General features: G+C 31.8%; 30 protein-coding genes and 1 rRNA gene. 2 read left to right on the top strand and 29 right to left on the bottom strand.

Annotated elements, in window-relative coordinates; translation table 11 throughout:
• Both ABWU86_RS00735 and ABWU86_RS00730 read right to left on the bottom strand, forming a co-directional pair.
• Positions 1-68 (bottom strand): 16S ribosomal RNA (locus ABWU86_RS00735); the annotation flags it as partial.
• A 372-nt stretch (positions 69-440) separates the two neighbouring features.
• Complete coding sequence (locus tag ABWU86_RS00730) at positions 441-1,031, bottom strand: peptidylprolyl isomerase (protein WP_293793549.1); 591 nt, start codon at positions 1,029-1,031, stop codon at positions 441-443.
• 148 nt (positions 1,032-1,179) lie between these two features.
• Between ABWU86_RS00730 and ABWU86_RS00725 the strand changes: the two genes are divergently transcribed.
• The gene (locus ABWU86_RS00725) at positions 1,180-1,815 is read left to right on the top strand and encodes a VTT domain-containing protein (protein WP_293793547.1); all 636 of its coding nucleotides are present in this window, start codon (positions 1,180-1,182) and stop codon (positions 1,813-1,815) included.
• Positions 1,816-1,826: 11 nt separating this feature from the next.
• Here ABWU86_RS00725 and ABWU86_RS00720 read toward each other — a convergent pair whose 3' ends face one another.
• The 20 genes from ABWU86_RS00720 to racE form a co-directional block, all read right to left on the bottom strand.
• A complete protein-coding gene (locus ABWU86_RS00720) occupies positions 1,827-2,453 on the bottom strand; it encodes a TIGR01906 family membrane protein (protein WP_353320920.1) in 627 nt (208 codons plus the stop codon).
• Positions 2,454-2,455: 2 nt separating this feature from the next.
• Positions 2,456-3,235 carry a TIGR01457 family HAD-type hydrolase gene (locus ABWU86_RS00715; RefSeq protein WP_293793545.1) on the bottom strand — a complete coding sequence of 260 codons (780 nt, stop codon included), beginning with the start codon at positions 3,233-3,235 and terminating at the stop codon, positions 2,456-2,458.
• Between the two features lie 10 nt (positions 3,236-3,245).
• Positions 3,246-3,791 carry a YutD family protein gene (locus tag ABWU86_RS00710; RefSeq protein WP_353320918.1) on the bottom strand — a complete coding sequence of 182 codons (546 nt, stop codon included), beginning with the start codon at positions 3,789-3,791 and terminating at the stop codon, positions 3,246-3,248.
• A gap of 11 nt (positions 3,792-3,802) precedes the next feature.
• Positions 3,803-5,176 (bottom strand): bifunctional metallophosphatase/5'-nucleotidase, encoded by a 1,374-nt coding sequence (locus ABWU86_RS00705; protein ID WP_353320916.1) that lies wholly within the window; start codon positions 5,174-5,176, stop codon positions 3,803-3,805.
• Positions 5,177-5,191: 15 nt separating this feature from the next.
• Positions 5,192-5,800 carry a metallophosphoesterase gene (locus tag ABWU86_RS00700; protein WP_353320914.1) on the bottom strand — a complete coding sequence of 203 codons (609 nt, stop codon included), beginning with the start codon at positions 5,798-5,800 and terminating at the stop codon, positions 5,192-5,194.
• A 106-nt stretch (positions 5,801-5,906) separates the two neighbouring features.
• Positions 5,907-7,277, bottom strand: coding sequence for an amino acid permease (locus tag ABWU86_RS00695; protein ID WP_353320912.1), 1,371 nt, complete (start codon positions 7,275-7,277; stop codon positions 5,907-5,909).
• A gap of 206 nt (positions 7,278-7,483) precedes the next feature.
• Complete coding sequence (locus ABWU86_RS00690) at positions 7,484-8,671, bottom strand: acetate/propionate family kinase (RefSeq protein ID WP_293793541.1); 1,188 nt, start codon at positions 8,669-8,671, stop codon at positions 7,484-7,486.
• A gap of 10 nt (positions 8,672-8,681) precedes the next feature.
• Positions 8,682-9,716: a class I SAM-dependent methyltransferase gene (locus tag ABWU86_RS00685; RefSeq protein WP_353320909.1), complete on the bottom strand. Its 1,035-nt coding sequence runs from the start codon at positions 9,714-9,716 to the stop codon at positions 8,682-8,684.
• Positions 9,717-9,949: 233 nt separating this feature from the next.
• Positions 9,950-10,375, bottom strand: a complete 426-nt coding sequence (locus ABWU86_RS00680; RefSeq protein WP_353320907.1) for a competence type IV pilus minor pilin ComGF — start codon at positions 10,373-10,375, stop codon at positions 9,950-9,952.
• Entirely contained in the window at positions 10,344-10,529 is a 186-nt protein-coding gene (locus ABWU86_RS00675) for a hypothetical protein (RefSeq protein ID WP_293793538.1), read from the bottom strand. The genes ABWU86_RS00680 and ABWU86_RS00675 overlap by 32 nt, the downstream gene beginning before the upstream one ends.
• On the bottom strand, positions 10,519-10,938 hold the full coding sequence (locus ABWU86_RS00670; RefSeq protein ID WP_353320905.1) for a hypothetical protein: 420 nt from the start codon (positions 10,936-10,938) through the stop codon (positions 10,519-10,521). Before ABWU86_RS00670 ends, ABWU86_RS00675 begins: the two co-directional genes overlap by 11 nt.
• Positions 10,931-11,236, bottom strand: a complete 306-nt coding sequence (comGC, locus tag ABWU86_RS00665; protein ID WP_353320903.1) for a competence type IV pilus major pilin ComGC — start codon at positions 11,234-11,236, stop codon at positions 10,931-10,933. Before comGC ends, ABWU86_RS00670 begins: the two co-directional genes overlap by 8 nt.
• Before the next feature lie 3 nt (positions 11,237-11,239).
• A complete protein-coding gene (locus tag ABWU86_RS00660; protein WP_293793534.1) occupies positions 11,240-12,244 on the bottom strand; it encodes a type II secretion system F family protein in 1,005 nt (334 codons plus the stop codon).
• Positions 12,234-13,088 carry a competence type IV pilus ATPase ComGA gene (gene comGA / locus ABWU86_RS00655; protein WP_293793533.1) on the bottom strand — a complete coding sequence of 285 codons (855 nt, stop codon included), beginning with the start codon at positions 13,086-13,088 and terminating at the stop codon, positions 12,234-12,236. The genes ABWU86_RS00660 and comGA overlap by 11 nt, the downstream gene beginning before the upstream one ends.
• 87 nt (positions 13,089-13,175) lie before the next feature.
• A complete protein-coding gene (locus tag ABWU86_RS00650; RefSeq protein ID WP_053949891.1) occupies positions 13,176-13,910 on the bottom strand; it encodes a YebC/PmpR family DNA-binding transcriptional regulator in 735 nt (244 codons plus the stop codon).
• 98 nt (positions 13,911-14,008) lie between these two features.
• Positions 14,009-15,010, bottom strand: a complete 1,002-nt coding sequence (ccpA, locus tag ABWU86_RS00645; RefSeq protein ID WP_293793532.1) for a catabolite control protein A — start codon at positions 15,008-15,010, stop codon at positions 14,009-14,011.
• Between the two features lie 153 nt (positions 15,011-15,163).
• Positions 15,164-15,583, bottom strand: coding sequence for a YtxH domain-containing protein (locus ABWU86_RS00640; RefSeq protein ID WP_293793531.1), 420 nt, complete (start codon positions 15,581-15,583; stop codon positions 15,164-15,166).
• A gap of 15 nt (positions 15,584-15,598) precedes the next feature.
• Positions 15,599-15,976, bottom strand: a complete 378-nt coding sequence (locus tag ABWU86_RS00635; RefSeq protein ID WP_353320899.1) for a DUF948 domain-containing protein — start codon at positions 15,974-15,976, stop codon at positions 15,599-15,601.
• A gap of 80 nt (positions 15,977-16,056) precedes the next feature.
• Positions 16,057-16,656 carry an XTP/dITP diphosphatase gene (locus ABWU86_RS00630; RefSeq protein WP_293793553.1) on the bottom strand — a complete coding sequence of 200 codons (600 nt, stop codon included), beginning with the start codon at positions 16,654-16,656 and terminating at the stop codon, positions 16,057-16,059.
• Positions 16,649-17,458, bottom strand: coding sequence for a glutamate racemase (gene racE / locus ABWU86_RS00625; RefSeq protein WP_353320897.1), 810 nt, complete (start codon positions 17,456-17,458; stop codon positions 16,649-16,651). The genes ABWU86_RS00630 and racE overlap by 8 nt, the downstream gene beginning before the upstream one ends.
• A 163-nt stretch (positions 17,459-17,621) precedes the next feature.
• Here racE and ABWU86_RS00620 point away from each other — a divergent pair, with 163 nt between their 5' ends.
• A complete protein-coding gene (locus tag ABWU86_RS00620; RefSeq protein ID WP_293793529.1) occupies positions 17,622-18,110 on the top strand; it encodes a YslB family protein in 489 nt (162 codons plus the stop codon).
• Between the two features lie 39 nt (positions 18,111-18,149).
• On the opposite strand, the gene trxA is transcribed toward ABWU86_RS00620, so the two are convergent.
• From trxA to ABWU86_RS00585, 7 genes are all read right to left on the bottom strand, one after another.
• Entirely contained in the window at positions 18,150-18,461 is a 312-nt protein-coding gene (trxA, locus tag ABWU86_RS00615; RefSeq protein WP_053949885.1) for a thioredoxin, read from the bottom strand.
• A gap of 90 nt (positions 18,462-18,551) precedes the next feature.
• Positions 18,552-20,909: an endonuclease MutS2 gene (locus tag ABWU86_RS00610; RefSeq protein ID WP_293793526.1), complete on the bottom strand. Its 2,358-nt coding sequence runs from the start codon at positions 20,907-20,909 to the stop codon at positions 18,552-18,554.
• A gap of 12 nt (positions 20,910-20,921) precedes the next feature.
• The gene (locus ABWU86_RS00605; RefSeq protein WP_353320894.1) at positions 20,922-21,407 is read right to left on the bottom strand and encodes a CvpA family protein; all 486 of its coding nucleotides are present in this window, start codon (positions 21,405-21,407) and stop codon (positions 20,922-20,924) included.
• Complete coding sequence (locus ABWU86_RS00600) at positions 21,407-21,676, bottom strand: cell division protein ZapA (RefSeq protein ID WP_053949882.1); 270 nt, start codon at positions 21,674-21,676, stop codon at positions 21,407-21,409. The genes ABWU86_RS00605 and ABWU86_RS00600 overlap by 1 nt, the downstream gene beginning before the upstream one ends.
• A 111-nt stretch (positions 21,677-21,787) precedes the next feature.
• Entirely contained in the window at positions 21,788-22,096 is a 309-nt protein-coding gene (locus tag ABWU86_RS00595; RefSeq protein ID WP_053949881.1) for a DUF1292 domain-containing protein, read from the bottom strand.
• 19 nt (positions 22,097-22,115) lie between these two features.
• On the bottom strand, positions 22,116-22,547 hold the full coding sequence (ruvX, locus tag ABWU86_RS00590; RefSeq protein WP_293793521.1) for a Holliday junction resolvase RuvX: 432 nt from the start codon (positions 22,545-22,547) through the stop codon (positions 22,116-22,118).
• Positions 22,548-22,550: 3 nt separating this feature from the next.
• Positions 22,551-22,823: an IreB family regulatory phosphoprotein gene (locus tag ABWU86_RS00585; protein ID WP_293793520.1), complete on the bottom strand. Its 273-nt coding sequence runs from the start codon at positions 22,821-22,823 to the stop codon at positions 22,551-22,553.
• Positions 22,824-22,872: the final 49 nt, after the last annotated feature.

Below are 22,872 nucleotides of genomic sequence, written 5' to 3'. Positions count from 1 at the left end.
CGTTCGACTTGCATGTATTAGGCACGCCGCCAGCGTTCGTCCTGAGCCAGGATCAAACTCTCATCTTAAGATGAAAAGCTTAACTTAGCTCTTCTGAATAAATTGTTATTTTATAAGCGAATTGACTTCGCAATGTTTAATTCTTACAAACTTCGTTGTAAGATTCCTTACACATCATCGATTATCAATCTTGTTCAGTTTTCAAAGATCTACCTGTTCGTTAATGTTTAATAATTAACAACTCATTAATAATAACAAATTATCAATTCAACGTCAACAACTTTTTTAATGTAAATTGTTGATAAATCAATTTAACGAGACCATATTATGTTACCAAATTGGACATTCTATGTCAATTAAATTTTTAACTTATCAGGAACTGTGTTCCTCTTTTAACAGCAATATTTATAATACCAGGAAGTCTTATACTGGTCAAGAACTTATTTAAAAATTTCGACCTTGTTTATGATTACATCTTCGGTAGGTTTATCACTAATATCCACTTTTGTCGCTGCAATCTTATCTACAATTTCCATTCCGTCTACAACTTGACCAAATACAGTGTGTCTAAAATCTAACCAAGGTGTTCCACCATTCTTCAAATAATGGTCAATCACTTCTTGTTCAAAGCTAGCATCTTCCATTAATTTTTTCATATTTTTGGGCATTTTAGAACTTTGTACTATAAAGAACTGACTTCCATTAGTATTAGGTCCAGCGTTAGCCATTGATAATGCTCCTCTAAAGTTATATAGTTTTTTAGAAAATTCATCATCAAACGGCTTATTCCAAATACTTTCCCCCCCAGCGCCTGTTGCTGTTGGATCTCCACCTTGAATCATAAAATCTTTAATAACTCTATGGAATGTTGTACCGTCATAGTAACCTACTTCTGCGAGTTTAATAAAATTTTCGACAGTTTGTGGTGCTTCCTTTGGAAATAAAGCAATTTGAACATCACCAAAATTTGTTTTTAAAATAGCTAATGGTTTACTGTCTTTATCACTTGTCATTTGCGGATAATTACTCATTAAAATCCCCCATCTATAAATTATATATATTTCATTATATCTAACTACTGTTAAATGATTAAGTGATTTAAATAAATTATTTAAAAAAACTTTAATGTTAGTCGTGTAAATTTGTTAAAATATAATTAAACACTTAAAGGAGTATGCTATGCAATTTCTAATTGATTTTATACTACACATTGACCAGCACATTATTAATCTGGTTAATTACTTCGGTGATTGGACATATTTACTTCTATTCCTAGTAATATTCATTGAAACAGGAATCGTAATTATGCCTTTTCTACCTGGTGATTCTTTACTATTCGCAGCAGCTGCAATTTCTGCTAATCCACAATATCACCTAAATATCTTTATATTTATCATATTGTTCCTAGTTGCCTCAATTGTTGGTGACTCACTAAACTTCTTCTTAGGTGAAAAAGTCGGTAATCGTTTAACACAACAAAAATATATCGGTAAGTTCATTAAACAAGAACAACTTGATAAAGCAAAATCTTTCTTCGATAAATACGGTATCCTAGCCATCTTCATCGCAAGATTTATGCCAATTATCAGAACATTTGCTCCATTTATAGCCGCTTCTAGTGGTTATAATTATCAAAAATTCGTTAAGTACAACGTTACTGCATGTTTTGTTTGGGTATTTCTATGTTGCGGTGGTGGATACTTCTTCGGAAACATCCCCTTCGTTCAAGAACATTTCTCAGCTGTTGTATTAGGAATCATCTTGGTAACATGTTTACCAGCAATAATTGCTTTATTCAGAAATAAGAAAGCATAAATAAAAAGGACTCATAACGAGTCCTTTTTTATTTTGTTTAAAATCAATACCATCCCTATTGATACTATTAAAAATATAAAAATGAATCCAATCATAAAATATTGAGATGGAAATAGATTTATGATGGGTTCTTTTTTTTCGTCAAAAATCCAATTCTGATTTCTAAATAATAACTTATGCATAAACACAAAAGCATCGTTGAAATCAATTACTGAAAAAATCACCAAGGAGGTAAATAACATATAAATTGATCTAAGTGGCATTCTTAAAATCCATAACTTGTTGCTAATTGACAATCTATTAATCATTTTAAAGTTAACCAAAGTCAGAATAACCACTAGCAGGTTGTTAATGATAATTAATGTTTTTACATCCCTAAAATGTTTAATAACCACATCATTAACTGGAATGACCGTATGCATATGACTAATAAATGGTGATTGTAGATATCTAATAATGTTTGTGTAATTATCAGCTATATCTGTCATCTTTATGTGTGTTGACGTTGAAATATCCATGAACTTAATTATCATTAGATAGATTATCGGTAAGTTCATAAATATAAAAACAGATAAACATACTAACCAAACTAAAATAAATAAGCTATATAGAGAGTATTTAGCCGTAGAATAAGGCATCTTTATAGTTCCCAATCATCCAAGGAATCAACTTGATGGGTAGGTTGAACTGTTTTAGTCTTCACTTGTTCTTTAGTAGATAATCCAGTATAAACTAATAATGTATCCATTCCGAAGTTTATCCCTGCGGAAATATCCGTCATATAGTTATCACCAACCATTACAACATCACTCTTGGATAACTTAATCTTATCTAGGGCATTTTGCATGATAATGGACTCTGGTTTACCAATCAATATCGGTTCTTGTTGAGTAGCATATTCCACTAGTTTAACTAATGATCCTGCCCCTGGTTGCATCCCTTTTTCAGTTGGAATATTACTATCTGGATTAGTTCCAATAAAAATAGAACCACTTCTAACTAGTAATACTGCCTTACTTAATTGATCATATGTTACATGATTATCTAAACCAACAATTACATAGCTAGGGTTATCATCAGTAATTTCAAATCCATTATTTTCTAATGCCTTTATCAAACCGATTTCACCAACTACATATGCAGTTTTATCGAGGTTTTTCTTAGTAGCATCGTTTTTTACATAATCTGCAGTAGCAAGGCCTGCAGTATAAACATTATCAACTGATACATGAATATCATGATTATCTGATAAATTTTTAACTACATCTTCAGGTAGTTTAGTCGTGTTATTAGTTACAAATAAAAAATCGGTCTTACTTGACTGTAATCTTTCAACAAATCTTTTAGCTGCAGGAATTCGTTTTTTTCCAGCGTAAATAGTCCCATCTAAGTCAATAAAATATCCTTTATACTTTCCCATTTATATTCTCCTAATCATTTCTTTGTTTAATCGTAAAGTGACGTTTGCCATGGCCTTTAGATTGAGTAACAGTTACATGTTCACGTTTTTCAATTTCTGATTTGGTTTTTGTGACTTTTTCTTTAATAAAGCCGCCTTTATTGTTTCTATTGTTTCTTCTTGGGCGTTTCTTATTGAACGAAGAACTAGGCTTAGATTTAACTTCTAAATTATGCATGACAAAATAATCAGCACCCATATTAGCATACTCATTTAGATAATCCTTGATTGCTAGAAATTGATTTTGTAATGGTGTATTAGTTCCATCATCAGAAAATCCTTTAAGTCTTAAAACACCATATCCATAATCACCAACAATATAGCTGTATCGACTAAATATTGGATTATAGTTAATAGCAAAATCATCAATATTGAAACATCCATTATGATTATCGATTATTTCGTAAGTATGATTATTAATTAATATTTTATCTTCGCCATCCATCTTAATGTTAGCTAATGGCTTATAACTGTAATTTTTTTCTTGAACTAGTTCTTCAATACTTTTGCGATCCAATATTATTTCTCCTATTCTAACGGAAACTTATCTGATAAATAATCAGCAAAAAGGTCCCTTAATGTTTGATCATATAAAATATTATTTTGTCCTTTAATTGCAACCGTTGGGAAAAACGGAATAAAAATATAATGATCTAACAATGCTATCTCATATGTTTTATTAAAATCAACTAACTCTCCATCAAAGTATACATTATTATTTTCGTCTACTTCAATACCGTCGTAATTTAATTGACCAAAAAACTTACCTCTAAAGCCCATTCCTTTTTGTGGGAACTGAATCAAGAACTTCCAGTTCTTTTGCATTTCCATCACTAATCTCCATAAATCAGCACCACTAAGTGATGTGTTAGTAACATGCATTGAATGTGGCAATATCTGATGTAAATCATTTTTATTAATAATGCCCTTCCTTAGTGGCAATAAGAATAAACCATTATTTACAATCGCTGCTTTCGTATGTGCTTTTTTCTTCATTGCGTCTAAAAACAGTGTCACTATCTCTGGCTTTCCTCTTAATCCATTTTCAATATCATGATCAATCATTGCAACTTTTGATTCCGCCAAAAGTTTTTCGCCTTTTTCTTCAAGCCCATGGATAAAGTCTTCATCACCATCATGTTCGGGTAATGATGAAACTTCTACTACACTTGCAGATTTAGAGACTACCTTATTGTTATCAACCTCTAGTAAAATTTCACCTACATAGAAACCGTATTTTCCTGCAGCAGCAAGCAAAGATTGATTGTCATTTTCACCATGTTCAAATAAATGATGTGTATGGCTACCAATTATGACATTAAATTCCGGAAACTTTTGTGCAATTAATCTATCCTGGGTTACACCTAAATGTGATAACAATACTTTTACAGATTCTTCATCGTTGTTATCTAAAAGTTCTTGGATTTTCACTTGATCATCAATTGGTTTCCAACCAACCAATTTATAAGTTGATTGATATGGCGCAGTTAAGCCAAACATATCAATAGTATTTCCTTGAGGCGTTTTAATTACTTTCTTTCCCTTCGCCCATGATGGAATCTTTAACGTTTTAGCATCCAAAATATTAGCTAAAATCACATCAAAGTTCGCATTATCATATAAGTGGTTTAGTTGTTCATGACTATTTGTTAAACCTTCATTATTACCAATAGTCGCTGCATCATAACCAATTTCATTTAAAAGCTCAATGTTAGCTTTCCCATCGGTAGCCTCTGTTAGCGGATGTGAACGATCTAATGCATCACCTAAATCAACGGTGATAACAAAGTAACCTTTTTCCTCTAGTTTCTTCTTTTCATCAATAAGGTATCTTTTAATTCTTGGCCAGTTCTCAAAATGTGAATGTATATCATTAGTATGTAAAATTGCTATTTTTTCCATCGTGAGTCCCTCCAATTATTTTCTTTTCATAAAATCTGTCGCCTTTTGTTCAATCATTACGTTTATATCATCTTCAGTAAATGGTTGACCAAACGGTTTATTGTATTTTAAATAGTCTTTTTCAGGACTATCAATTCCAACATTTATGTTTTCTTTCGCTGATACCGAATAATGATGGATGTGTCCGTGCAGATTTATTATCTGTTTGACTTGTCCCATCATCATTGGATAATGCGTCATATAATATTGACAATGATTCATCTTTATTAATGCACCGACATCTTGAAAGGAAAACTTAAGTTCTCCATTTAATTCAACATTATTTTTATCAATATATTTGAATAATGCTCGGCTATCATGATTACCCTTAATTAATATAATTTTACCATTCAATTGCTTCAATAAATTGAAAATTTTCTCAAACGCTTTTTGTTGTGGCTTATCATGACAAACAGCAACATCACCTAAATGATAAACAACGTCATTGTCGGTAACTATTTCATTCCAGTTTTTAATTATATCGTTATCCATTTCTTCAACAAAGAAATAGGGTCTAGGAGCGAAGTTCTTGTTTCCAATCATATGTTTATCTAAAAAATGCGTATCAGATATAAAAAATTTCATGCCTTGCTCCTTTTAATTATCTTTATATCTAGAATAAACTATTATTATTAAAATTAAAAACAAAAAAGGTTTAATCTACCAATATCGGTAAATTAAACCTTTAATATTAAATTCTGTCTTTAATAGTTTTAAAGATGTATAAGAATAGAATCCATATAATTGATCCAATTAGTGGAATCAATGTATCAACTCTAAATAATAATACGATTGCTACAAAGATAAGAAAAACTAGTACAAAATAACTTGATAATGGGAATAATGGCATCTTGAAAGTAAGTTTGCTTTCTTCACCATTTTCTTTAACGACTTTTCTGTATTTAATATGTGCAATGACAATTAATCCCCAAATGAATAAGAAACAAGTAGTTGCAACACTAGAAATAAGTTGGAACACTCCATCAGGAATATATGCATTTAATACTAATGAAATTGTAATAACTAAGGTTGAGAAAATAATTGCATTGTTTGGAAGCCCTCTTGAGCTTAAAGTTGAAATTTTCTTGCCAAACTTGCTTTCTGATCCATAAGTTAGTGAGTATGCCATTCTTCCAGTGGTAAATAATGAAGAATTACATGCAGAAACTGCAGCAGTTAACACAACAAAGTTAATAATTGAGGCAGCAGCTCCAATTCCAATATTTTGGAAAACTTGTACGAATGGACTTGAGTCAGCATTGATGAAGTTCCATGGATAGATACACATTAAAGCAATTAATGATCCAATGTAGAAAATTAAAATTCTTGATGGAACTTCGTTAATAGCCTTAGGAATAACCTTTTGTGGATTATGTGTTTCTGAAGCTGTCATTCCAATCATTTCAATACCAGCGAAACTGAAAATAACCATTTGGAAACTCATAAAGAAACCAGATAATCCGTGAGCAAACATTTTGTGACCAAATAGATTACCTAAACTAGCATGCCCAACGGGTGTTTTATAATTAATAACAACCAATACCACACCAGTAGCAATTAACGCTAAAATAGCAATTACCTTTATTAATGCAAACCAAAATTCAGTTTCCCCAAATGCTGAAACATTAACTGTATTCAATAGGAACAAGATAATAATAATAACTAAACCTGTAATCCATTGTGGAATACTTGGGAACCAGTACTTAATATATAAACTAGCAGCAGTTATTTCAGCCATTGCAATTGTTATCCAACAAGCCCAATATGTCCATCCAGCGACAAAACCAAGTTTTTCGCCTAAATACTTTTCAATAAATTCAATGTATGAATGACAATTAACGTTAGATAACAGCAATTCACCAAGTGATCTCATAATAAAGAATCCAGCAATTCCAGCAATTAAGTATGCCAAAATAATAGATGGTCCAGCGAATTGAATTGATTCACCAGCACCTAAGAACAATCCTGTACCAATTGTTCCTCCAAGAGCAATTAATTGAACATGGCGGTTCTTTAATCCTCTAGATAATTCAACGTTTTCTGTTTTCGGTGATCCTTCCATTTCATCACCCTCCTATTAAAGTTCTATGAGAATAATTATTACATAAAATACTATTAAATAGTATCTCTGCCCTTGATGAAAAAGCTTTCATGATAATTACAAACATTGGCGTATCAACATTTATTCATGTTATATATTTTAAGTTGAATTATTTTCATCAATCCATGAAAATAAAAGAGGATACTATTAATAGTATCCTCTTTTAATTATTTTAGACGTTCGATATCTTTTACAATCATTAATTCTTCGTTAGTTGGAATTAATAAAGTCTTGATCTTAGCGTCATCGGCACTAATGTCACGTTCAACAGCGCGAATGTGGTTCTTTTCTGAATCAACCTTAACACCAAAGTAACTTAGCTTTTCCGCAATTTCTTCTCTAATGCCAATATCATTTTCACCAACACCAGCTGTGAATACAACTCCATCAACACCGTTCATTTCTGCAACGTATTGACCAACGTATTTAACAATTCTGTTCATGTACATATTACGAGCTAATTCAGCTTGATGGTTATCTGCTTTAACTGCTTCTAAATCTCTCATATCAGCTGAAACTTCAGATACACCAACTAAACCTGATTGCTTGTTTAAGATATTAATCATTTCATTAATATCTGTGATTCCTTCTTTTTCCATGATGTAAGCTAATAGTGAAGGATCAACATCTCCTGATCTAGTAGCCATCATAATTCCAGTTAAAGGAGTGAAGCCCATTGAAGTATCTAATGACTTACCATGATCTACGGCACAAATTGATGCACCAGCACCTAAATGCATAATAACAAGTTTTAAATCTTCAAGTGGTTTACCCATCATTGCAGCTGCACGACCAGAAACATATCTATAACTGGTACCATGTGCACCGTATTTTCTTGCTTTATGTTCAGTGTAGTACTTGTATGGTAAAGCGTACATGTAGTTTTCTTCAGGCATTGAAGTATGGAAAGAAGTATCAAAAACCGCAACACTAATTACATCTGGTAATACCTTCTTAAATGCTTTGATTCCTAGAATGTTAGCTGGTTCATGTAATGGAGCAAGTTCTGAAAGTTCTTCTAGTTTGCTTAAAACATCATCATCAATAATTACTGAGTCAGTAAAGTATTCTCCACCAGCAACAACACGGTGACCGACACCTGTAATTTCGTCATAGTTTTCAATAATACTTAGGCTTAGAAGCTTGTCTAATACAAGTTTGATAGCTTCTTCGTGATTATTAACGTCCATAGTTTTTTGGAACTTTTCACCATCGCCATATTTGATTTCAACATCAGAGTTTGATAGACCGATTCTATCAATAGCTCCGCTTGAAATTAGTTTTTCTGATGGCATTTCAAATAATTTAAATTTTAATGTGGAACTTCCTGCGTTAATTGCAATTGATTTTCCCATAATAGTTCTCCTAACCTTTATTTGTTAATAAATCTTTTTCTTCCCATTCAACGATTTCAGCTAAAAACTTTTGGAATGCTGAAGGTTGTTTAAATGATGGAAATTCACCAATCATAATTTTTTCAACTTGATGAGCGTTATCACCATGTTTTTGTAAAATTAGGATGGCCTTTTGAGCATTTTCATTGTTAAATATCTCTTTTGGAAGGTTTAATAATGCTTGTAAGTAGGCATTATCTTGAATCCATTTTAAAAGACCTTTTGATTCGGTAGTATCAAATAGATTACTTGGTACTAAAAACACTCCAAATCCGCCGGGTTTAATGTGATTCATCCCTTGCTCAATTAATAGATGGTGCGCAAATGAATGTCCATCGGAAGATCTAGTCTTGTAATTAGCAGTATTTTCATCGATTGGATAATACCCAATTGGTAAATCTGAAATAACTAAATCTGCATCATCTACTAGGATGTTTGCAACAGAATCTTGATAAATCAATTCACTATTATCGCTATTTTGTTGCATTTGAGAATTAATACTTGCTACAGCAAGCATTGAATCATCATTATCGATTCCAACTGTATGTATATCAACTTCCTTAATAGCATCTTTTAGTTGATTAACAACTGTAGATAATAGATTCCCCATCCCAACAGAAACGTCTAATATTTGTAATTGCTTATCTTCTTTTATTAATCTAATTACTAAATATCCCATAATTGAAGCTATGGTATCTGGAGTAATTTGATGGTTAGCCTGAATAGCATCTTCTTTAGTAGCTTTTATCATACAAATTTGAACAGCTTTTCTAACAGTTTCAGCATCAAGCTTATGATAATCTATTTCGCTATATATTTTCTCTAATTTAGAAACAGTGTCACTATCTGGCATACCTTCTTCAACATGCACTTCACCATTATTAATTAGGTTATCTCCAGTTTCGATGAAAGCATCTAGGTAAGATATCCCTAACTTATCTTTTAGAAGTTCAGTAGAAGAATTTAAAACTTTAAACAGAGTTTCTGTATCTCTCTCAGTCAGCACACTCAACTCCCCTAAAAGTATTATCACTTAATAACAACTTTCATATTACCAGATTTTTAGCATAAAATTCAAGATAAACCACTAATTACTTTAAGATAAATTAGGTATTTGGATAACTTTTGATAATTTTATTAATTGTTTGAATTTCAGTATTATATTTTTCATATTTAACTAATAAGATTGACGATATTATTAGTGCAATTAATATGGCAACCATCGTTGCAGAACCCTTTTTATTTCTCATTTTTTATTACACTCACATTTGTATATTGTTCACCATTAATAAAGCTTACGTTTATTGCGAAATGGTGACCGCTCTTCGAAAAGAATACACTTCTTATCTTATCTAACATTGGTAGATATCCACTCTTTTCACCAGATAAGATCAATGACTGCTTACTTTGTTTTAGCTTGTATTCTTTTTTATTTGTTTTGCTATAAAGATAGACTTCGCTACTGCTAACATCTTTCAAAACAAAGTTAAACTTATCGGACTCGATTTCCTTCAAAAATAGCTGATAATCTATAACATTTTCCCTGCTATCTGATTGTGACTTTTCAATAAATGGATGAATTGATATAGCTAACACCGCAATCAAAGATAAAATAAATATACTAATTACACTCTCAATCATCGTAAACGCCTTTTTGCTTTTCATAACTAATCCTTTTTTTGATCAATACTTTTTTTCTTTCATCTAAATTTTTATTCATCGTTGCGTTAAAGTCTGAGAAAACAATTATGCTTGTCGAGATTATTAATAACGCAATCATTGCATCTATCATTAAAAAACCATTTCTCTTATCTTTCATATAATCTATAAACGCCCCATCCCATTTGTATTTTCTGAATATATTTCTTATTTTGATTTTTAATCAACCAATAATATGTCTTAGGAGCAATATAACCATTTCTTTTTATTTGAATATTAAAATCAGCTGGCGTGACCATATTGTCGGGAACTGTGATTGAACTTTCTTTAATGTGATTTTGAAAAATTACATGATGGTTTGAAATATAAATGCTACTATCGATATGATTAACTTTCGATGATTCAATAGTTGCCTCCCAATTCGATTTAAACAACTCCCAAAACACCTTATCGTTTTGAGAATGATTGTATTTTAGTGAATTAAACATAAATAAAGTCATTGAAAAAAATACAGTGGCCATTAACAAAACAACAATCATTTCAAAAGTAGAAAAGCCAGTCCTATTCATCTTCAATAACTTTATTATTCTCAATCTTGATTCCATCCGATTCTGCTTGTTTTACTTGTTTATCAGTTAAATATCCTTCACTAACCAGATCCGTAAATCCAATATTTTTATTGTTTGACTCGTCAGATAAAGCATCTACTTGTCCTTGAATCATTGTACTCATTGCGTGTATGTGTATCTTATTAGCGTGTTTCTTTTGTCCAGAAATATTGGGAACAATGATTAATATTAATAACGAAATAATAAACAAAACTACTGTCATTTCTATTAAGGTGAATCCATCTTTTTTATTTTTCAATTTCTAAATTCCTTTCAATGAAGAATATATTGGTGCCAAAACTAATAGATATGCCACGATAATACATACCCCAATTATTAAAAATAGTATTGGCTGAATCATATTTATTAAACGATTAACCTGTTTATTCATATCGGAAAATTTAATTTTCGAAAAAATAATCAGCTCATCTTGTATATCATTAATAGTTTTCCCACTAGTGAAGAAACTATTGTATTCTGACGGTAAAAAACGATATTTATTGATCAACTTAGTAACCTCTTCACCAACCTTTGCACATTTGGATAATTCGATTCCTAAAACATTCAATAGTGTATTTTTTTTTAAGGTTTTTAATATTCGCACTACTTGAATGAGCTCCATTCCACTACTTAATAACATGCTTAATTCCATTGATAAAACATATGCAATATAGCTTTGATAAATCCTACCTATAAAGGGAATTCTACAAATATAATTTCTTTTTTCTAGTATAGATAATTTATTATAAAAATATGCTAATCCTAACAACGTAATAATAACTATTCCAACGAAAACATAGAGCATACTAAAGTCATATTGATTAATGGTACTGACGTTGTTTAACTGCGGCAATACCAATTCATTGATTGCAAACACCGTAAATATCAACATCATTATCAAAACAATCGGATAACATAGCACCTCTTTAATTTTTGATTCGTTCTGTATTCTACGTTGAATAAACTTACTAAGTTCAGACAAGCATTTTGCTAAATTACCATAACGTTCACTAATCATAATTTGATTTACAAATTCGGCATTGATTAACCCATCAACACTATCACTAAAACTTTTTCCACTAAGTAGCTGATTCTCAATATAATCATATTCCTTTACGCAATTATCCATCTCCTTGATAAATTGAATTACTTGTTTTAGATTATATCCAGCATTCAATAAATCACTCATCAGCTTAAATAATACATATTGCCTTTTTAAATTTAATTTTTTCATTTTTAGACGCCCGTTCCCATCACTAGTTTTCATTATTAATGATTTCTAAATCTGCCATTAAATCACCATCATCATTTAATAACATGCGCTGATATACAATCGTATTTAAACTACTCTTAACATCAGAATACTCACATCCTAATTGGATTAATCTATTTATAACCCCTTTGCAGCTTCTCGCATGAATTGTTGTCAGTACCAAATGACCAGATAATGCGGCCCTAATTGCTGCATTGGCGGTTTTAGCATCTCTAATTTCGCCGATGATAAAGACATCTGGTCTATGTCTCAATCCAACCTTAATCAACTCATCATAGTCCATCCCTGCAATATCATTCACTTGTAACTGTAAAAATGATTTGTTTCTGATTTCAACAGGATCTTCAATACTCATAATCATCTTATTTTTAGCGATTTCATCAGCAATCTTGTATACAGATGTAGTTTTCCCAGAACCAGTTTTTCCAGCAAAGATTATCAGACCTGATTCATCAGTGTTTTTTATGATTTGATGTAAAATATCGTCATCTTTATATGTTATCTGCTTATTATCAAGCGCATAGATAATTCTAATCACCATTGATTCTTCATTTTGAAAATTTCCCACAGTAGAAATCCGTAAGAAAAAATCTAATTGGTCACTAATTGATCCCACTTGAGGACGCCTTTTTTCACTCAAACTCATTCCACTTATATACTTACAATAGTTAATTAACTTTAGTGCGATATCAGTTTTTAGTGTTTCTTGAAATATAATTCCATATCCATTTTTGGCCTTTAATACATATTTATTCTCCTCAGGCAGGATAAATATATCTTCAATTCTTTTATCACATGAAGTCGATATTAACTTCTTAAAATATAATTGTATGTCCATCAAAAAAACCTCCATTCTTATATTCGTAGAAAGGAGGTTTTATTTTTTTATAAAAAAAAGATGCACATAAATGTGCATCTTTAATAATTATTCAGCAGATTCTGGTAATTCAGCTGCTTCGTAAACGTCTTGAACGTCATCGTTTTCATCAAGTTCATCAATTAAGCCAGTGTATTGTGATACTTTGTCACTTGGTACAGCTGTCTTGTTTTGAGGGAACATTGTAACTTCAGCAGTATCTAAATCATATTTATCTTGAAGTGCATCTCTTACAGAAGTTAAGTCAGATGGTTGAGTAAAGATTTCAAATTGATCTTCATCAGCTCTCATGTCTTCTCCACCAGCATCTAAAACATCCATTAGCATACTATCTTCGTCAACGTCTAAACCGTCACGTAAGATAACGATGTATCCTTTACGATCAAACATGTATGAAACTGAACCGTTTGAACCTAGAGAACCACCATGGTGACTGAATGCTGAACGAACGGCAGCAGCAGTACGGTTTTTGTTATCAGTTAAACAAGAAACCATGATTGCTGTACCAGCAGGTCCATATCCTTCGTAAGTAATTTCTTCGTAGTTTGCTCCACCTTGACCAGAAGCCTTATCGATAGCACGTTGAATGTTATCCTTAGGCATGTTGGCAGCATGAGCTTTATCAATCACAAGACGTAATTGTGGGTTACCATCTGGTTCTGGGCCACCAGCTTTTGCAGCTTGGTATAAATCACGAGATAATTTTTGGAAAATCTTACCACGTTTCTTATCTTGGGCACCCTTACGTCCTTGAATGTTATGCCATTTTGAATGTCCTGACATAATCACAGCACTCCTCTCAAATATCTATTGTTTTCTATAGTTTACAAACATATCAATTATATCAATCAGGATATAATTAATCAAGTTTACAACAACCGCTATTTAGTAGATTGTCTTTCTTCAATTTCGTATCCTAAAACTACATACTTATCATCAATTTTTTCTTGATTCATAATTTTAGTCAATAGTCTCATTGCGACAGCACCAATATCGTATAGTGGCTGTGTTATCGATGATAATTGTGGTCTTAACATCTTAGCTAACTTAGTGTTATTGCTAGTAAAGATTTCAAAGTCATCAGGAACAACTACTCCTCTATCAGTCATAGCATTCAATAACCCTGCTGCTAATTCATCATTAGTTACAACCGCAGCAGTAATATTCTTTTCAATTACTTCATCAGCTAGATTATAGCCATCTTCATAAGTACTATTGGTTTCAAAGACTAAATCATCACTAAATGTAATATTGTTATTCATTAATGATTCCTTATATCCTTTTAGACGATAGTCCTTATTAATTGCTTGTTTTAGTGGTCCTGATACAAACGCAATTTTTTTATTACCATGTTGTATTAATCTGTTAGTCTCATTCATTACAGCATCAACATAATCAATATTGACACTTGGCACTGAATTATTAACATCAACTGAACCGGCTAAAACAATTGGGCAATCAGATCTCTTAAATTCATCTCTTAAGTGATCATCGATTTCATTACCCATGAAAATGATTCCATCAACTTGTTTGCCTAATAATGTATTAAGAACCGATGCTTCTTTTCCCGGATTGTCATCCGAATTGGCTAAAATAATATTGTAATTGTACATAGTTGCAATATCATCAATTCCCCTAGCTAAAGAAGAAAAGTAACCATCCGTAACATCTGGAATGATTACACCTACTGTTGTAGTTTTCTTGCTTGCAAGTCCCCTTGCTACAGCATTAGGGCGATAGTCCAGATTATCTATAACCTGCAAAACCTTTTCTTTAGTGGTTTGTCTTACGTTACTGTTACCGTTCAAAACTCTGGAAACCGTAGCCATGGAAACACCAGCTTCTCTTGCAACATCATAAATTGTCACATTTTGCTTGTCCATCCCTCAAACTCCTCTTTAAGCTCGCCGAATATGTTTTCATAGCGCTTTCAATATGTTTACAAATATATCAGAAATATGAGAAATTAACAAGACTACTAACTTATAAAACAATAAAAAAACCTAGATAAAATCTAGGCTTTTTTTAATTTCTATTTATTTTTCGTCTTCTGAATGTTTTAAGAAATCTGGTTCAATTACTACGTCATCTTCAGAATCGTTAGCTTTACGAACTTGGTTTCTTAAACTATCAGCAGCTTTATGAAATTGTGTGCTACCTTCATCATAATAGTATTGAGCTTTGTTAACTACGTTGTCATTAACTTTACCAGCAGCATCTTTAATTTTTGAAGTAGCATCTGATGTCTTGTATTGTAATGATTCTTTAACATCGTCAACTGAATCTAAAGCATAGAAAGCATAATCTAATGCTCTATCTTTTAGATCGTTAGCTGTTTTAACAGTTTTATCTACTAATTCTTTGGTTTTTTCATCATCCATCTTACGGTAAGCGAAGTATGCAGCAGCGGCTGCACCAGTGGTTAATCCTAATAAAAATAGTCCTGTCTTTTTCATAAAAAACACTCCTTCTTATTTTTTAAACATTCTTAAACCTACTCCAGCAGCTTTTTCCATAAATGACTTCTTATTTCTGTTTTGGAATTTTTTGGTTAAGTTTTTTGTTGCGGTATTTAAATCACTAACACTTTGACCAACATCGGCGGCAGCTTGATAAACTGGGTCTAAGATATTGATTTTTTCATTAATGTCCTTAACTAATGAGTTTGAGCTAACTAATATATCTTCCGCTTGCTTAGATATTACATCAATATCTTGAGAAATGGAACTAATATTTTTATTAACTTGATCTACCGTCTTTGATAGTTTAATAAGAAGCACAGCAACACTAATTGCAATAATGAAAAAAGCAATTGCGGCAATTAAACCTGCTAATTCTCCAATTGTCATGCAACCCCTCCTCTTAACTTGATATGTTTAGAATAGCATTTAACCTATAAATTTACAATTAGTATCTACTTAATTAATTATTAAAGCTTCCACCATTCGTCAAACTTTTGGTATAAATTTCTAATTGCGTTACCTCTATGACTAATCTCATTCTTTTCTTCATCAGTCATTTCAGCCATTGATTTGTTTTTTGATGGAACATAAAACAATGGATCGTAGCCAAAACCATTGTCACCTTTTGGTGCACTTAATATTTCACCGTCGACAGTTCCATAAACTACCAATTTCTTACCTTGCGGATTAAGTAATACTAAACAAGTAACGAAACTGGCTGTTCTATCATCAACATCTTTTAGCTTATCTAATAGCTTTTTGTTGTTAGCATCATCATCATGGTCACCAGCATATCTAGCAGATTTGATGCCAGGTTCATCGTTGATTGCATGGACTTCTAAACCAGAATCATCCGCTAGTACAGGTAAATTAGTAAGATTACTTACCGATTCTGCTTTAATTGTTGCATTTTCCTCAAATGAACTACCGTTTTCGTTAATTTCCTTAATCTCTGGAAAATCAGCTAGCGTTTTAAATTGAATGTTTTTATCAGCAAACATTTCTTTAAACTCTCTAGCTTTATTTGGGTTATTTGTAGCAATTACGATTGTATCCACTTTAATAATCCTCCAATTCTTTCACGTCAATATGTTTTACATTAACATCTTGATTTAACCATTCATTTGCAATGGCTTTAAATTGATTAACATCCCCAGTAGTATAAAAATCATAGTGAGGAGTACTTTCATCATTATAGATATTATTTTCTTTTAACATTGAATCTACTTGTTTAATTGTTTCTATTCCTGGATCAATTAATTGAACCTTATCACCCATTGATTGTTGAATCATTGAACGCATGATTGGAAAATGAGTACATCCCATAACTAGTGTATCAATGTTATTAGATTTAATTTTTGCCAATACCTTATCAACATCTGATTGGTTGGATGATTCTTTATATCCTTGGTTTTCAACCATTGTTACAAAACTAGGACAGCCAAGGCTAACAACATCAACATTTTCATTTACTTGCTTGATTTCATTCTCATATTTACCACTTTTGACGGTTCCGTTAGTGGCAATTACTCCAACATGATTATTATTAGTTGCTTTAACAGCTGCTAAGCTTCCCGGATTAATGACTCCAATTACCGGAATTGATAATTGTTCTTTTAAAAATGGTAATGCCAACGCAGTTGCCGTATTACATGCAATCACTAGCATCTTAATATTTTTACATAATAAAAACTTTGATATTTGTAGCGCATAGCTTTTAATTTGTTCGGGAGTTTTCTCACCATATGGCAATCTTGCTTCATCGCCAAAATAAATTATATTTTCTTTTGGTAGTTTTTGCATTGCGACTTTGGCGATTGTTAATCCACCTACTCCAGAATCCATAAATCCAATCGCTTTTTTATTCAATATTTTAACCTTCTTTCGCAATTCCACATAATTAATATTATCATGTTTAATGCAATCTATCATGAATATTAATACATAAATGAACTAAATTTTCTCAATCTGTGTAAATTACGTTTAATTTATAATATAATAAACTTGTATATAAGGAATTGAGGTAAACAGTATGGATAACAATCTTTACAATAAAATAATTGAAGATAATTCTACTCGTCCTTTTTGGGGACAAGAATTATTAAGAGACGTCTTACTTAATGATTTACTAGGAAATGATACTCATAGCATTATGTACTGGGCTGGTAAAAAAATTGCTAGAAAATACCCACTAAAGGATGCTTTAGATATCGTTTTATTTTTCAAACAAGCTGGTCTTGGAGATTTAACTATTGAATCTGAAAATAAATATGAAATAAAGTGGACTCTTAGCGGTGACATCGTTGCCAAAAGAATCGAAGCTAATCCAGATGCTGATTTCATGTTTGAAGCTGGTTTTCTAGCTCAAATTACCCAACAACAATTTAAGGTAATCTCTGAAGCAGAAATGAATCCAAAGGAAGAAAAGAATGGTACTGTCTTAATTCGTGTTCACATGGATCCTAAGAACCCTGCTCCAGTTATTGAAGAAGAAATTAAAACCTTTGACTTAAAACAATAAAAAAAGAACCTGATGATTAATTCATCAGGTTCTTTTTTATTATAGGTATTGACCTAAAATTTTAGCTAATTGTTCTTTGCTGTGATAACCAACAATGCTATCAACAACTTCTCCATCTTTCTTAACAAGTAAAGTTGGAATACTCATAATTCCAAACTTTTGTGGAGTTTCTGGGTTTTGGTCAACATCCATCTTGTTGAATGTAACTTGGTCACCCATTTCTTCAGCTAATTGATCAACTACAGGTGATTGCATACGACAAGGACCACACCAAGTTGCCCAAAAGTCAGTTAATGTAACACCTTCAGAAGTATCTTTTTCAAATGTCTTATCAGTTGTTTCTGAAACCATAATAATATGCCTCCTTATTTCTCTTACTGAAAGTAAGTTTATCATTTTTAGTTTTAATTGCAACGAATATGTCTTATACGATTTAATATTCTATTTTAATTCTACCACGGTTGAACCATCTCCTCCAGCATTCGCTGGTGAATAATTAAATGATGCTACTCTTCGGTCACTTTGTAATAGTTCGGTGACCCCTTGACGTAACGCTCCGGTTCCTTTTCCGTGGATAATTGTGACTGAAGGATATCCTGCTAACACGGCTGAATCCAAGTATTGATCAACTTCATGCATTGCTTCTTCATATCGATGTCCTCTTAAATCAAGTTGAGCTGATAATCCTTTAGATGACGTTCGTTTTACCTTAGTGTTAAATCGAGTTTCATCATTTTTAACATTAATTTTTTCCATATCAGACTCATCGATTCTCATTTTCAAAATCCCCAATTGAACTTCCCATTCACTTGGTGCTAGTTTTTGCATAAGAACCCCTCTTTGACCATAAGACTTGACCATAACGTCATCACCCTTATGGAAGTCATGCTTAGCTTTAGCCTTCTTTAAGACACGATTATGAACTAGATCCACATCATGACGTAGTGAGTTTAATTGCCCCTGTGCGTCAATTAATTCATTTTCCTTAACGCTAACTTCTCCGATTTGCTTTTGCTTTTCACGTAAATCTTTAATAATTGCATCAGCTTTTTGCTTGGCTGCATCCGCAATTTCGTTTGCCTTTTGCTTGGCTGCAACTACTAGTCTATCTTTTTGGTTTTTATACTTGGTAAACTCTTCTGATAAATCAGCATGTAATTGCATAGCATCACTTAATTGAACAGATAATTCGTCAGCATTTTCACGAGCACGCTTAGTTTGTTCAGTTAATTCAACAATCATATTATTAAGGTCTTGGCTTTCTTGATCAACTAGTGATCTAGCTTCAACTATAATGCTTTTATCTAATCCTAGGCGAGATGCAATGTTTAAACCATTACTTTGTCCAGGAATGCCCATCAATAAGTGATATGTTGGTTGTAGTGTTTCACTATCAAATTCCATTGATGCATTAATTGTTTCAAGTCGATTATATGCAAATACTTTTAGCTCTGGATAATGAGTAGTGGCAACTACATCACAACCTTGTTCAGCTAATTTATCTAAAATGGCCATTGCCAACGCTGCTCCTTCTTTTGGATCAGTACCAGCACCTAGTTCATCTAAAATAACTAAACTTTTCTTAGTTGTCCCATTTAGGATGTCGACAATATTGTCCATATGTGATGAAAAAGTACTCAAATTTTGTTCAATTGATTGTTCATCACCAATATCAGCAAAAACATTATCAAACACTGCGACACTTGAACCTTCATTGGCAGTCACAAACAAACCTGATTGCGCCATCAATTGAAGTAAACCAATTGTTTTAATGGTAATTGTCTTACCACCTGTATTAGGACCAGTGATGATAATTGATTTGTTTTCACCGCCAATATATAGATCATTAGCAACGACTTTATCCAAACTAATCATTGGATGTCTTGCTTGTTTTAAGTTAACAACATTTTCTTTTGAAATGGTTGGTCTAGTTGCCTTTAAACTTCTAGCATACTTAGCCTTTGCATTAATTAAATCAAAATGGCCTAACAACTTTGCGTTGTTAATAATTTCATATTGATAAGGTCGAATTAAATCTGATAATTCAGCTAAAATTCTTCTCTCTTCAACGCGTTCTTCAACCTCTTTTTGACGTAATTCAGTATTTAATCCAACTGTTGAAGCCGGTTCAATGTATAAAGTTTGTCCAGAAGAACTTCTATCATGCACAATTCCACCGAATTTATTTTTATTTTCCGCTTTCACAGGTAAAACCATTCGGTCTTCTCTGATCGTTACGATTGGCTCTGTTAAATCTTTACCATTCTTTTGAGTATATTGATTCATAATAGAACGCACTTGACTCTTAATTACATCCATTCTGCGTCGAATTGAATTTAACTCGGCAGATGCTGTACTTAGCACTCGACCGTCATCATCGATTGAATCAGATAATTGCTTTGAAATTGTTGGGACAGATTGAACTTCATTAATCAATTTATATAGTCGATTTAATGAAACGTCATCAGCTTTCAAATTATCAAAAAATCGAACTAAATAATTTGAGGTCTTTAAAACCTTATTAATTTTAGAAAGTTCACTACCGTTTAATGATGCATCGATCTTTAAACGTTTAATATATGGAGAAACATCTTCTAATTTTGGAATTGATATTTCCTTGTCTAATCTAAGAATATGAGCACCATCATCGGTTTCATCTAACCATGTTTGAATAGTATTAGGATTATCCACTGGATATAATTCAGCTAATTCTTTTTGTCCATTCTTAGTGGTTAAATACTGCTCAATAGACTGTTTTATTTTTTTATATTCTAAAGTATTTAATACTTTATCGTTCATTATTTAATCACCTTATCTTAACCATTTTTCGTATAAATCATGAGATAAAACTGGTGTCTTATTAACCATAAAATTGGCTATGCTTGATTTTTCATATTGTTGTGTAATTTGATTATCTGGTAAAACAGAAATTACATTCAAAATAAATAGAATTGTTAAATAAGCAATTACAAGTCCTACAACAGTTCCACCAATTGAATTAATTTGATGAATTACCGGAATATGAGTTAATTTATCAACAATTGATATAACGATTCTGACAATAATACCGGATAGCATAAACAAAATAAAAAAGCTGATACTATTGCTCAATATTTGATCGTTAATCAAACTTGAATGCCCAAAAATAGCCTGACTTAAATCACGCGCATAGTATAGAGAAAAAAGTAAGCTAAACATAAATCCTACGATTCGCAAAATTTCATGCACTAATCCGCGACGATATCCATCGTAGATACCATATACGAATAATAAAATAATAATAATATTAAATAACATTATTTCCAGTTTCCTTCTTGATTGTAATCATCGTTGTGAGTTAATTCATTAATTTTATCTTGTAGTTTTAATTGTTCTGAAAAAGCGTTAAATGCTAATAAAATAGCAGCATCTTCATCGTTAATATCTGGTGCCATTTCTTTTAGTTGCACTAGTTGTCTGTTCATTAGTTCAGTAACTGTTTTCATGTGTTCAGCAGAACTTTTACCAACAAATGTATAGTCTTTCTTGCCGATAACTGCCTTAAAGCGTTGATTTGATTCGTTCATAGTTCGAAAACCTCCATTAATACTAGTCCATTTTAGCATGAAAACGACTTTTAACTCCAGTAATGGATATAAAAAAAGATGCCCTTAGGCATCTTTTTGAGAAAAAGTTAATTATTCTTCTGAGTCACTGTCTTCATCTGTGTTTAATAGTGTATTTAAAACAGATTCAACCATTTCCCATTCTTCATCAGTTTCAATTAATTGTAAATCTCCACCTTGAGGATCCATAGGATCGTCACCTGCTGGTAATGCATATGCTTCAATGTTAACTTCTTCATCATCTGCTTTACCTGCTGGGTATACTAAAATGTATGATTTACCATAATCGTCTGATTCAAATGTGAATAAGACATCATATAATTCTTCGTTACCTTTTTCATCAACTAATGAAATTTGTTGTTTTTCTTGTTCGTTGTTCATTCTATACACCTCTTCTAGTTTATTGAGTTAGTTTACCTTTTTTATCAAGATATGTTTGTAAAATTAACTCGGAAGCAATCTTATCAATTACTTTTTTACGTTTCTTTCGTGAAGTATCAGCTTTTTCGATAAGCATTCTTTCAGCTTCAACTGTAGTTAGTCTTTCATCGACGAAATCCACAGGAAGATTAAACTTCTCAATTAGCATATCACCATATCGTTTGGCAGCTTCAACTCTTGGACCTGAAGTATTGTTCATATTCTTGGGTAATCCCAGAACAAAACCAGTAACTTGATATTTTTCGACTAATTCGGCTACTCGTTCTAGTCCAAATTGTTCTTCGTCTTCATTGATTGATATGATTTCAACACCTTGTGCAGTCCATCCTAGTAAATCACTGACTGAAATTCCAACTGTTCTAGAACCAACATCCATCCCCATTAATCTCATATATTATTTACCCTCACGATCGTTATTCTTATCCAAGTAAAATCTTACTAGTTCTTCGATAATTTCATCTCTTTCATATCGACGAATTAAATTACGAGCATCATTAAATCGAGGAATATATGCTGGATCTCCGGATATTAAGTATCCGACGATTTGATTATATGGGTCATATCCCTTTTCCTCTAAAGCATTAAACACAATTAAAAGTGTGTCATGAACATTTTTAGGAGAATTGTTATTCAAATCAAAATACATTGTTTTATCTGAAGCACTCATTTATAACACCTCTAAATATATGACGTAGGTTCATTATAATTCTACTTAG

The organism is Apilactobacillus pseudapinorum, assembly GCF_040369555.1.
Taxonomy (GTDB): Bacteria; Bacillota; Bacilli; order Lactobacillales; family Lactobacillaceae; genus Apilactobacillus.
The sequence above is the reverse complement of the archived record's forward strand: the minus strand, read 5'-3'. Positions and strand labels throughout refer to the sequence as shown.

Excerpts from the sequence above, each read along its gene's own strand:
- ABWU86_RS00695 (WP_353320912.1), bottom strand. The coding sequence starts at position 7,277 with ATGGAAGGATCACCGAAAACAGAAAACGTTGAATTATCTAGAGGATTA.
- ABWU86_RS00640 (WP_293793531.1), bottom strand. The coding sequence starts at position 15,583 with ATGAAAAAGACAGGACTATTTTTATTAGGATTAACCACTGGTGCAGCC.
- comGA (WP_293793533.1), bottom strand. The coding sequence starts at position 13,088 with ATGGACATACAATTATATTTTAAGAAGTTAATATCGACTTCATGTGAT.
- ABWU86_RS00670 (WP_353320905.1), bottom strand. The coding sequence starts at position 10,938 with ATGAATAGGACTGGCTTTTCTACTTTTGAAATGATTGTTGTTTTGTTA.
- ABWU86_RS00675 (WP_293793538.1), bottom strand. The coding sequence starts at position 10,529 with ATGAAAGATAAGAGAAATGGTTTTTTAATGATAGATGCAATGATTGCG.
- ABWU86_RS00635 (WP_353320899.1), bottom strand. The coding sequence starts at position 15,976 with ATGACAATTGGAGAATTAGCAGGTTTAATTGCCGCAATTGCTTTTTTC.
- ABWU86_RS00730 (WP_293793549.1), bottom strand. The coding sequence starts at position 1,031 with ATGAGTAATTATCCGCAAATGACAAGTGATAAAGACAGTAAACCATTA.
- ABWU86_RS00600 (WP_053949882.1), bottom strand. The coding sequence starts at position 21,676 with ATGAACGAATCAAATCAACGCTTTAAGGCAGTTATCGGCAAGAAAGAC.
- ABWU86_RS00585 (WP_293793520.1), bottom strand. The coding sequence starts at position 22,823 with ATGAGTGCTTCAGATAAAACAATGTATTTTGATTTGAATAACAATTCT.
- ABWU86_RS00660 (WP_293793534.1), bottom strand. The coding sequence starts at position 12,244 with ATGAAAACTAGTGATGGGAACGGGCGTCTAAAAATGAAAAAATTAAAT.
- ABWU86_RS00690 (WP_293793541.1), bottom strand. The coding sequence starts at position 8,671 with ATGGGAAAATCAATTGCAATTAACGCAGGAAGTTCCACATTAAAATTT.
- ABWU86_RS00700 (WP_353320914.1), bottom strand. The coding sequence starts at position 5,800 with ATGAAATTTTTTATATCTGATACGCATTTTTTAGATAAACATATGATT.
- ABWU86_RS00725 (WP_293793547.1), top strand. The coding sequence starts at position 1,180 with ATGCAATTTCTAATTGATTTTATACTACACATTGACCAGCACATTATT.
- ABWU86_RS00605 (WP_353320894.1), bottom strand. The coding sequence starts at position 21,407 with ATGTTATTTAATATTATTATTATTTTATTATTCGTATATGGTATCTAC.
- ABWU86_RS00705 (WP_353320916.1), bottom strand. The coding sequence starts at position 5,176 with ATGGAAAAAATAGCAATTTTACATACTAATGATATACATTCACATTTT.
- ABWU86_RS00720 (WP_353320920.1), bottom strand. The coding sequence starts at position 2,453 with ATGCCTTATTCTACGGCTAAATACTCTCTATATAGCTTATTTATTTTA.
- trxA (WP_053949885.1), bottom strand. The coding sequence starts at position 18,461 with ATGGTTTCAGAAACAACTGATAAGACATTTGAAAAAGATACTTCTGAA.
- ruvX (WP_293793521.1), bottom strand. The coding sequence starts at position 22,547 with ATGAGATTAATGGGGATGGATGTTGGTTCTAGAACAGTTGGAATTTCA.
- ABWU86_RS00715 (WP_293793545.1), bottom strand. The coding sequence starts at position 3,235 with ATGGGAAAGTATAAAGGATATTTTATTGACTTAGATGGGACTATTTAC.
- ABWU86_RS00680 (WP_353320907.1), bottom strand. The coding sequence starts at position 10,375 with ATGAAAAGCAAAAAGGCGTTTACGATGATTGAGAGTGTAATTAGTATA.
- ABWU86_RS00595 (WP_053949881.1), bottom strand. The coding sequence starts at position 22,096 with ATGAACAACGAACAAGAAAAACAACAAATTTCATTAGTTGATGAAAAA.
- ABWU86_RS00620 (WP_293793529.1), top strand. The coding sequence starts at position 17,622 with ATGGATAACAATCTTTACAATAAAATAATTGAAGATAATTCTACTCGT.
- ABWU86_RS00610 (WP_293793526.1), bottom strand. The coding sequence starts at position 20,909 with ATGAACGATAAAGTATTAAATACTTTAGAATATAAAAAAATAAAACAG.
- ccpA (WP_293793532.1), bottom strand. The coding sequence starts at position 15,010 with ATGGACAAGCAAAATGTGACAATTTATGATGTTGCAAGAGAAGCTGGT.
- ABWU86_RS00650 (WP_053949891.1), bottom strand. The coding sequence starts at position 13,910 with ATGTCAGGACATTCAAAATGGCATAACATTCAAGGACGTAAGGGTGCC.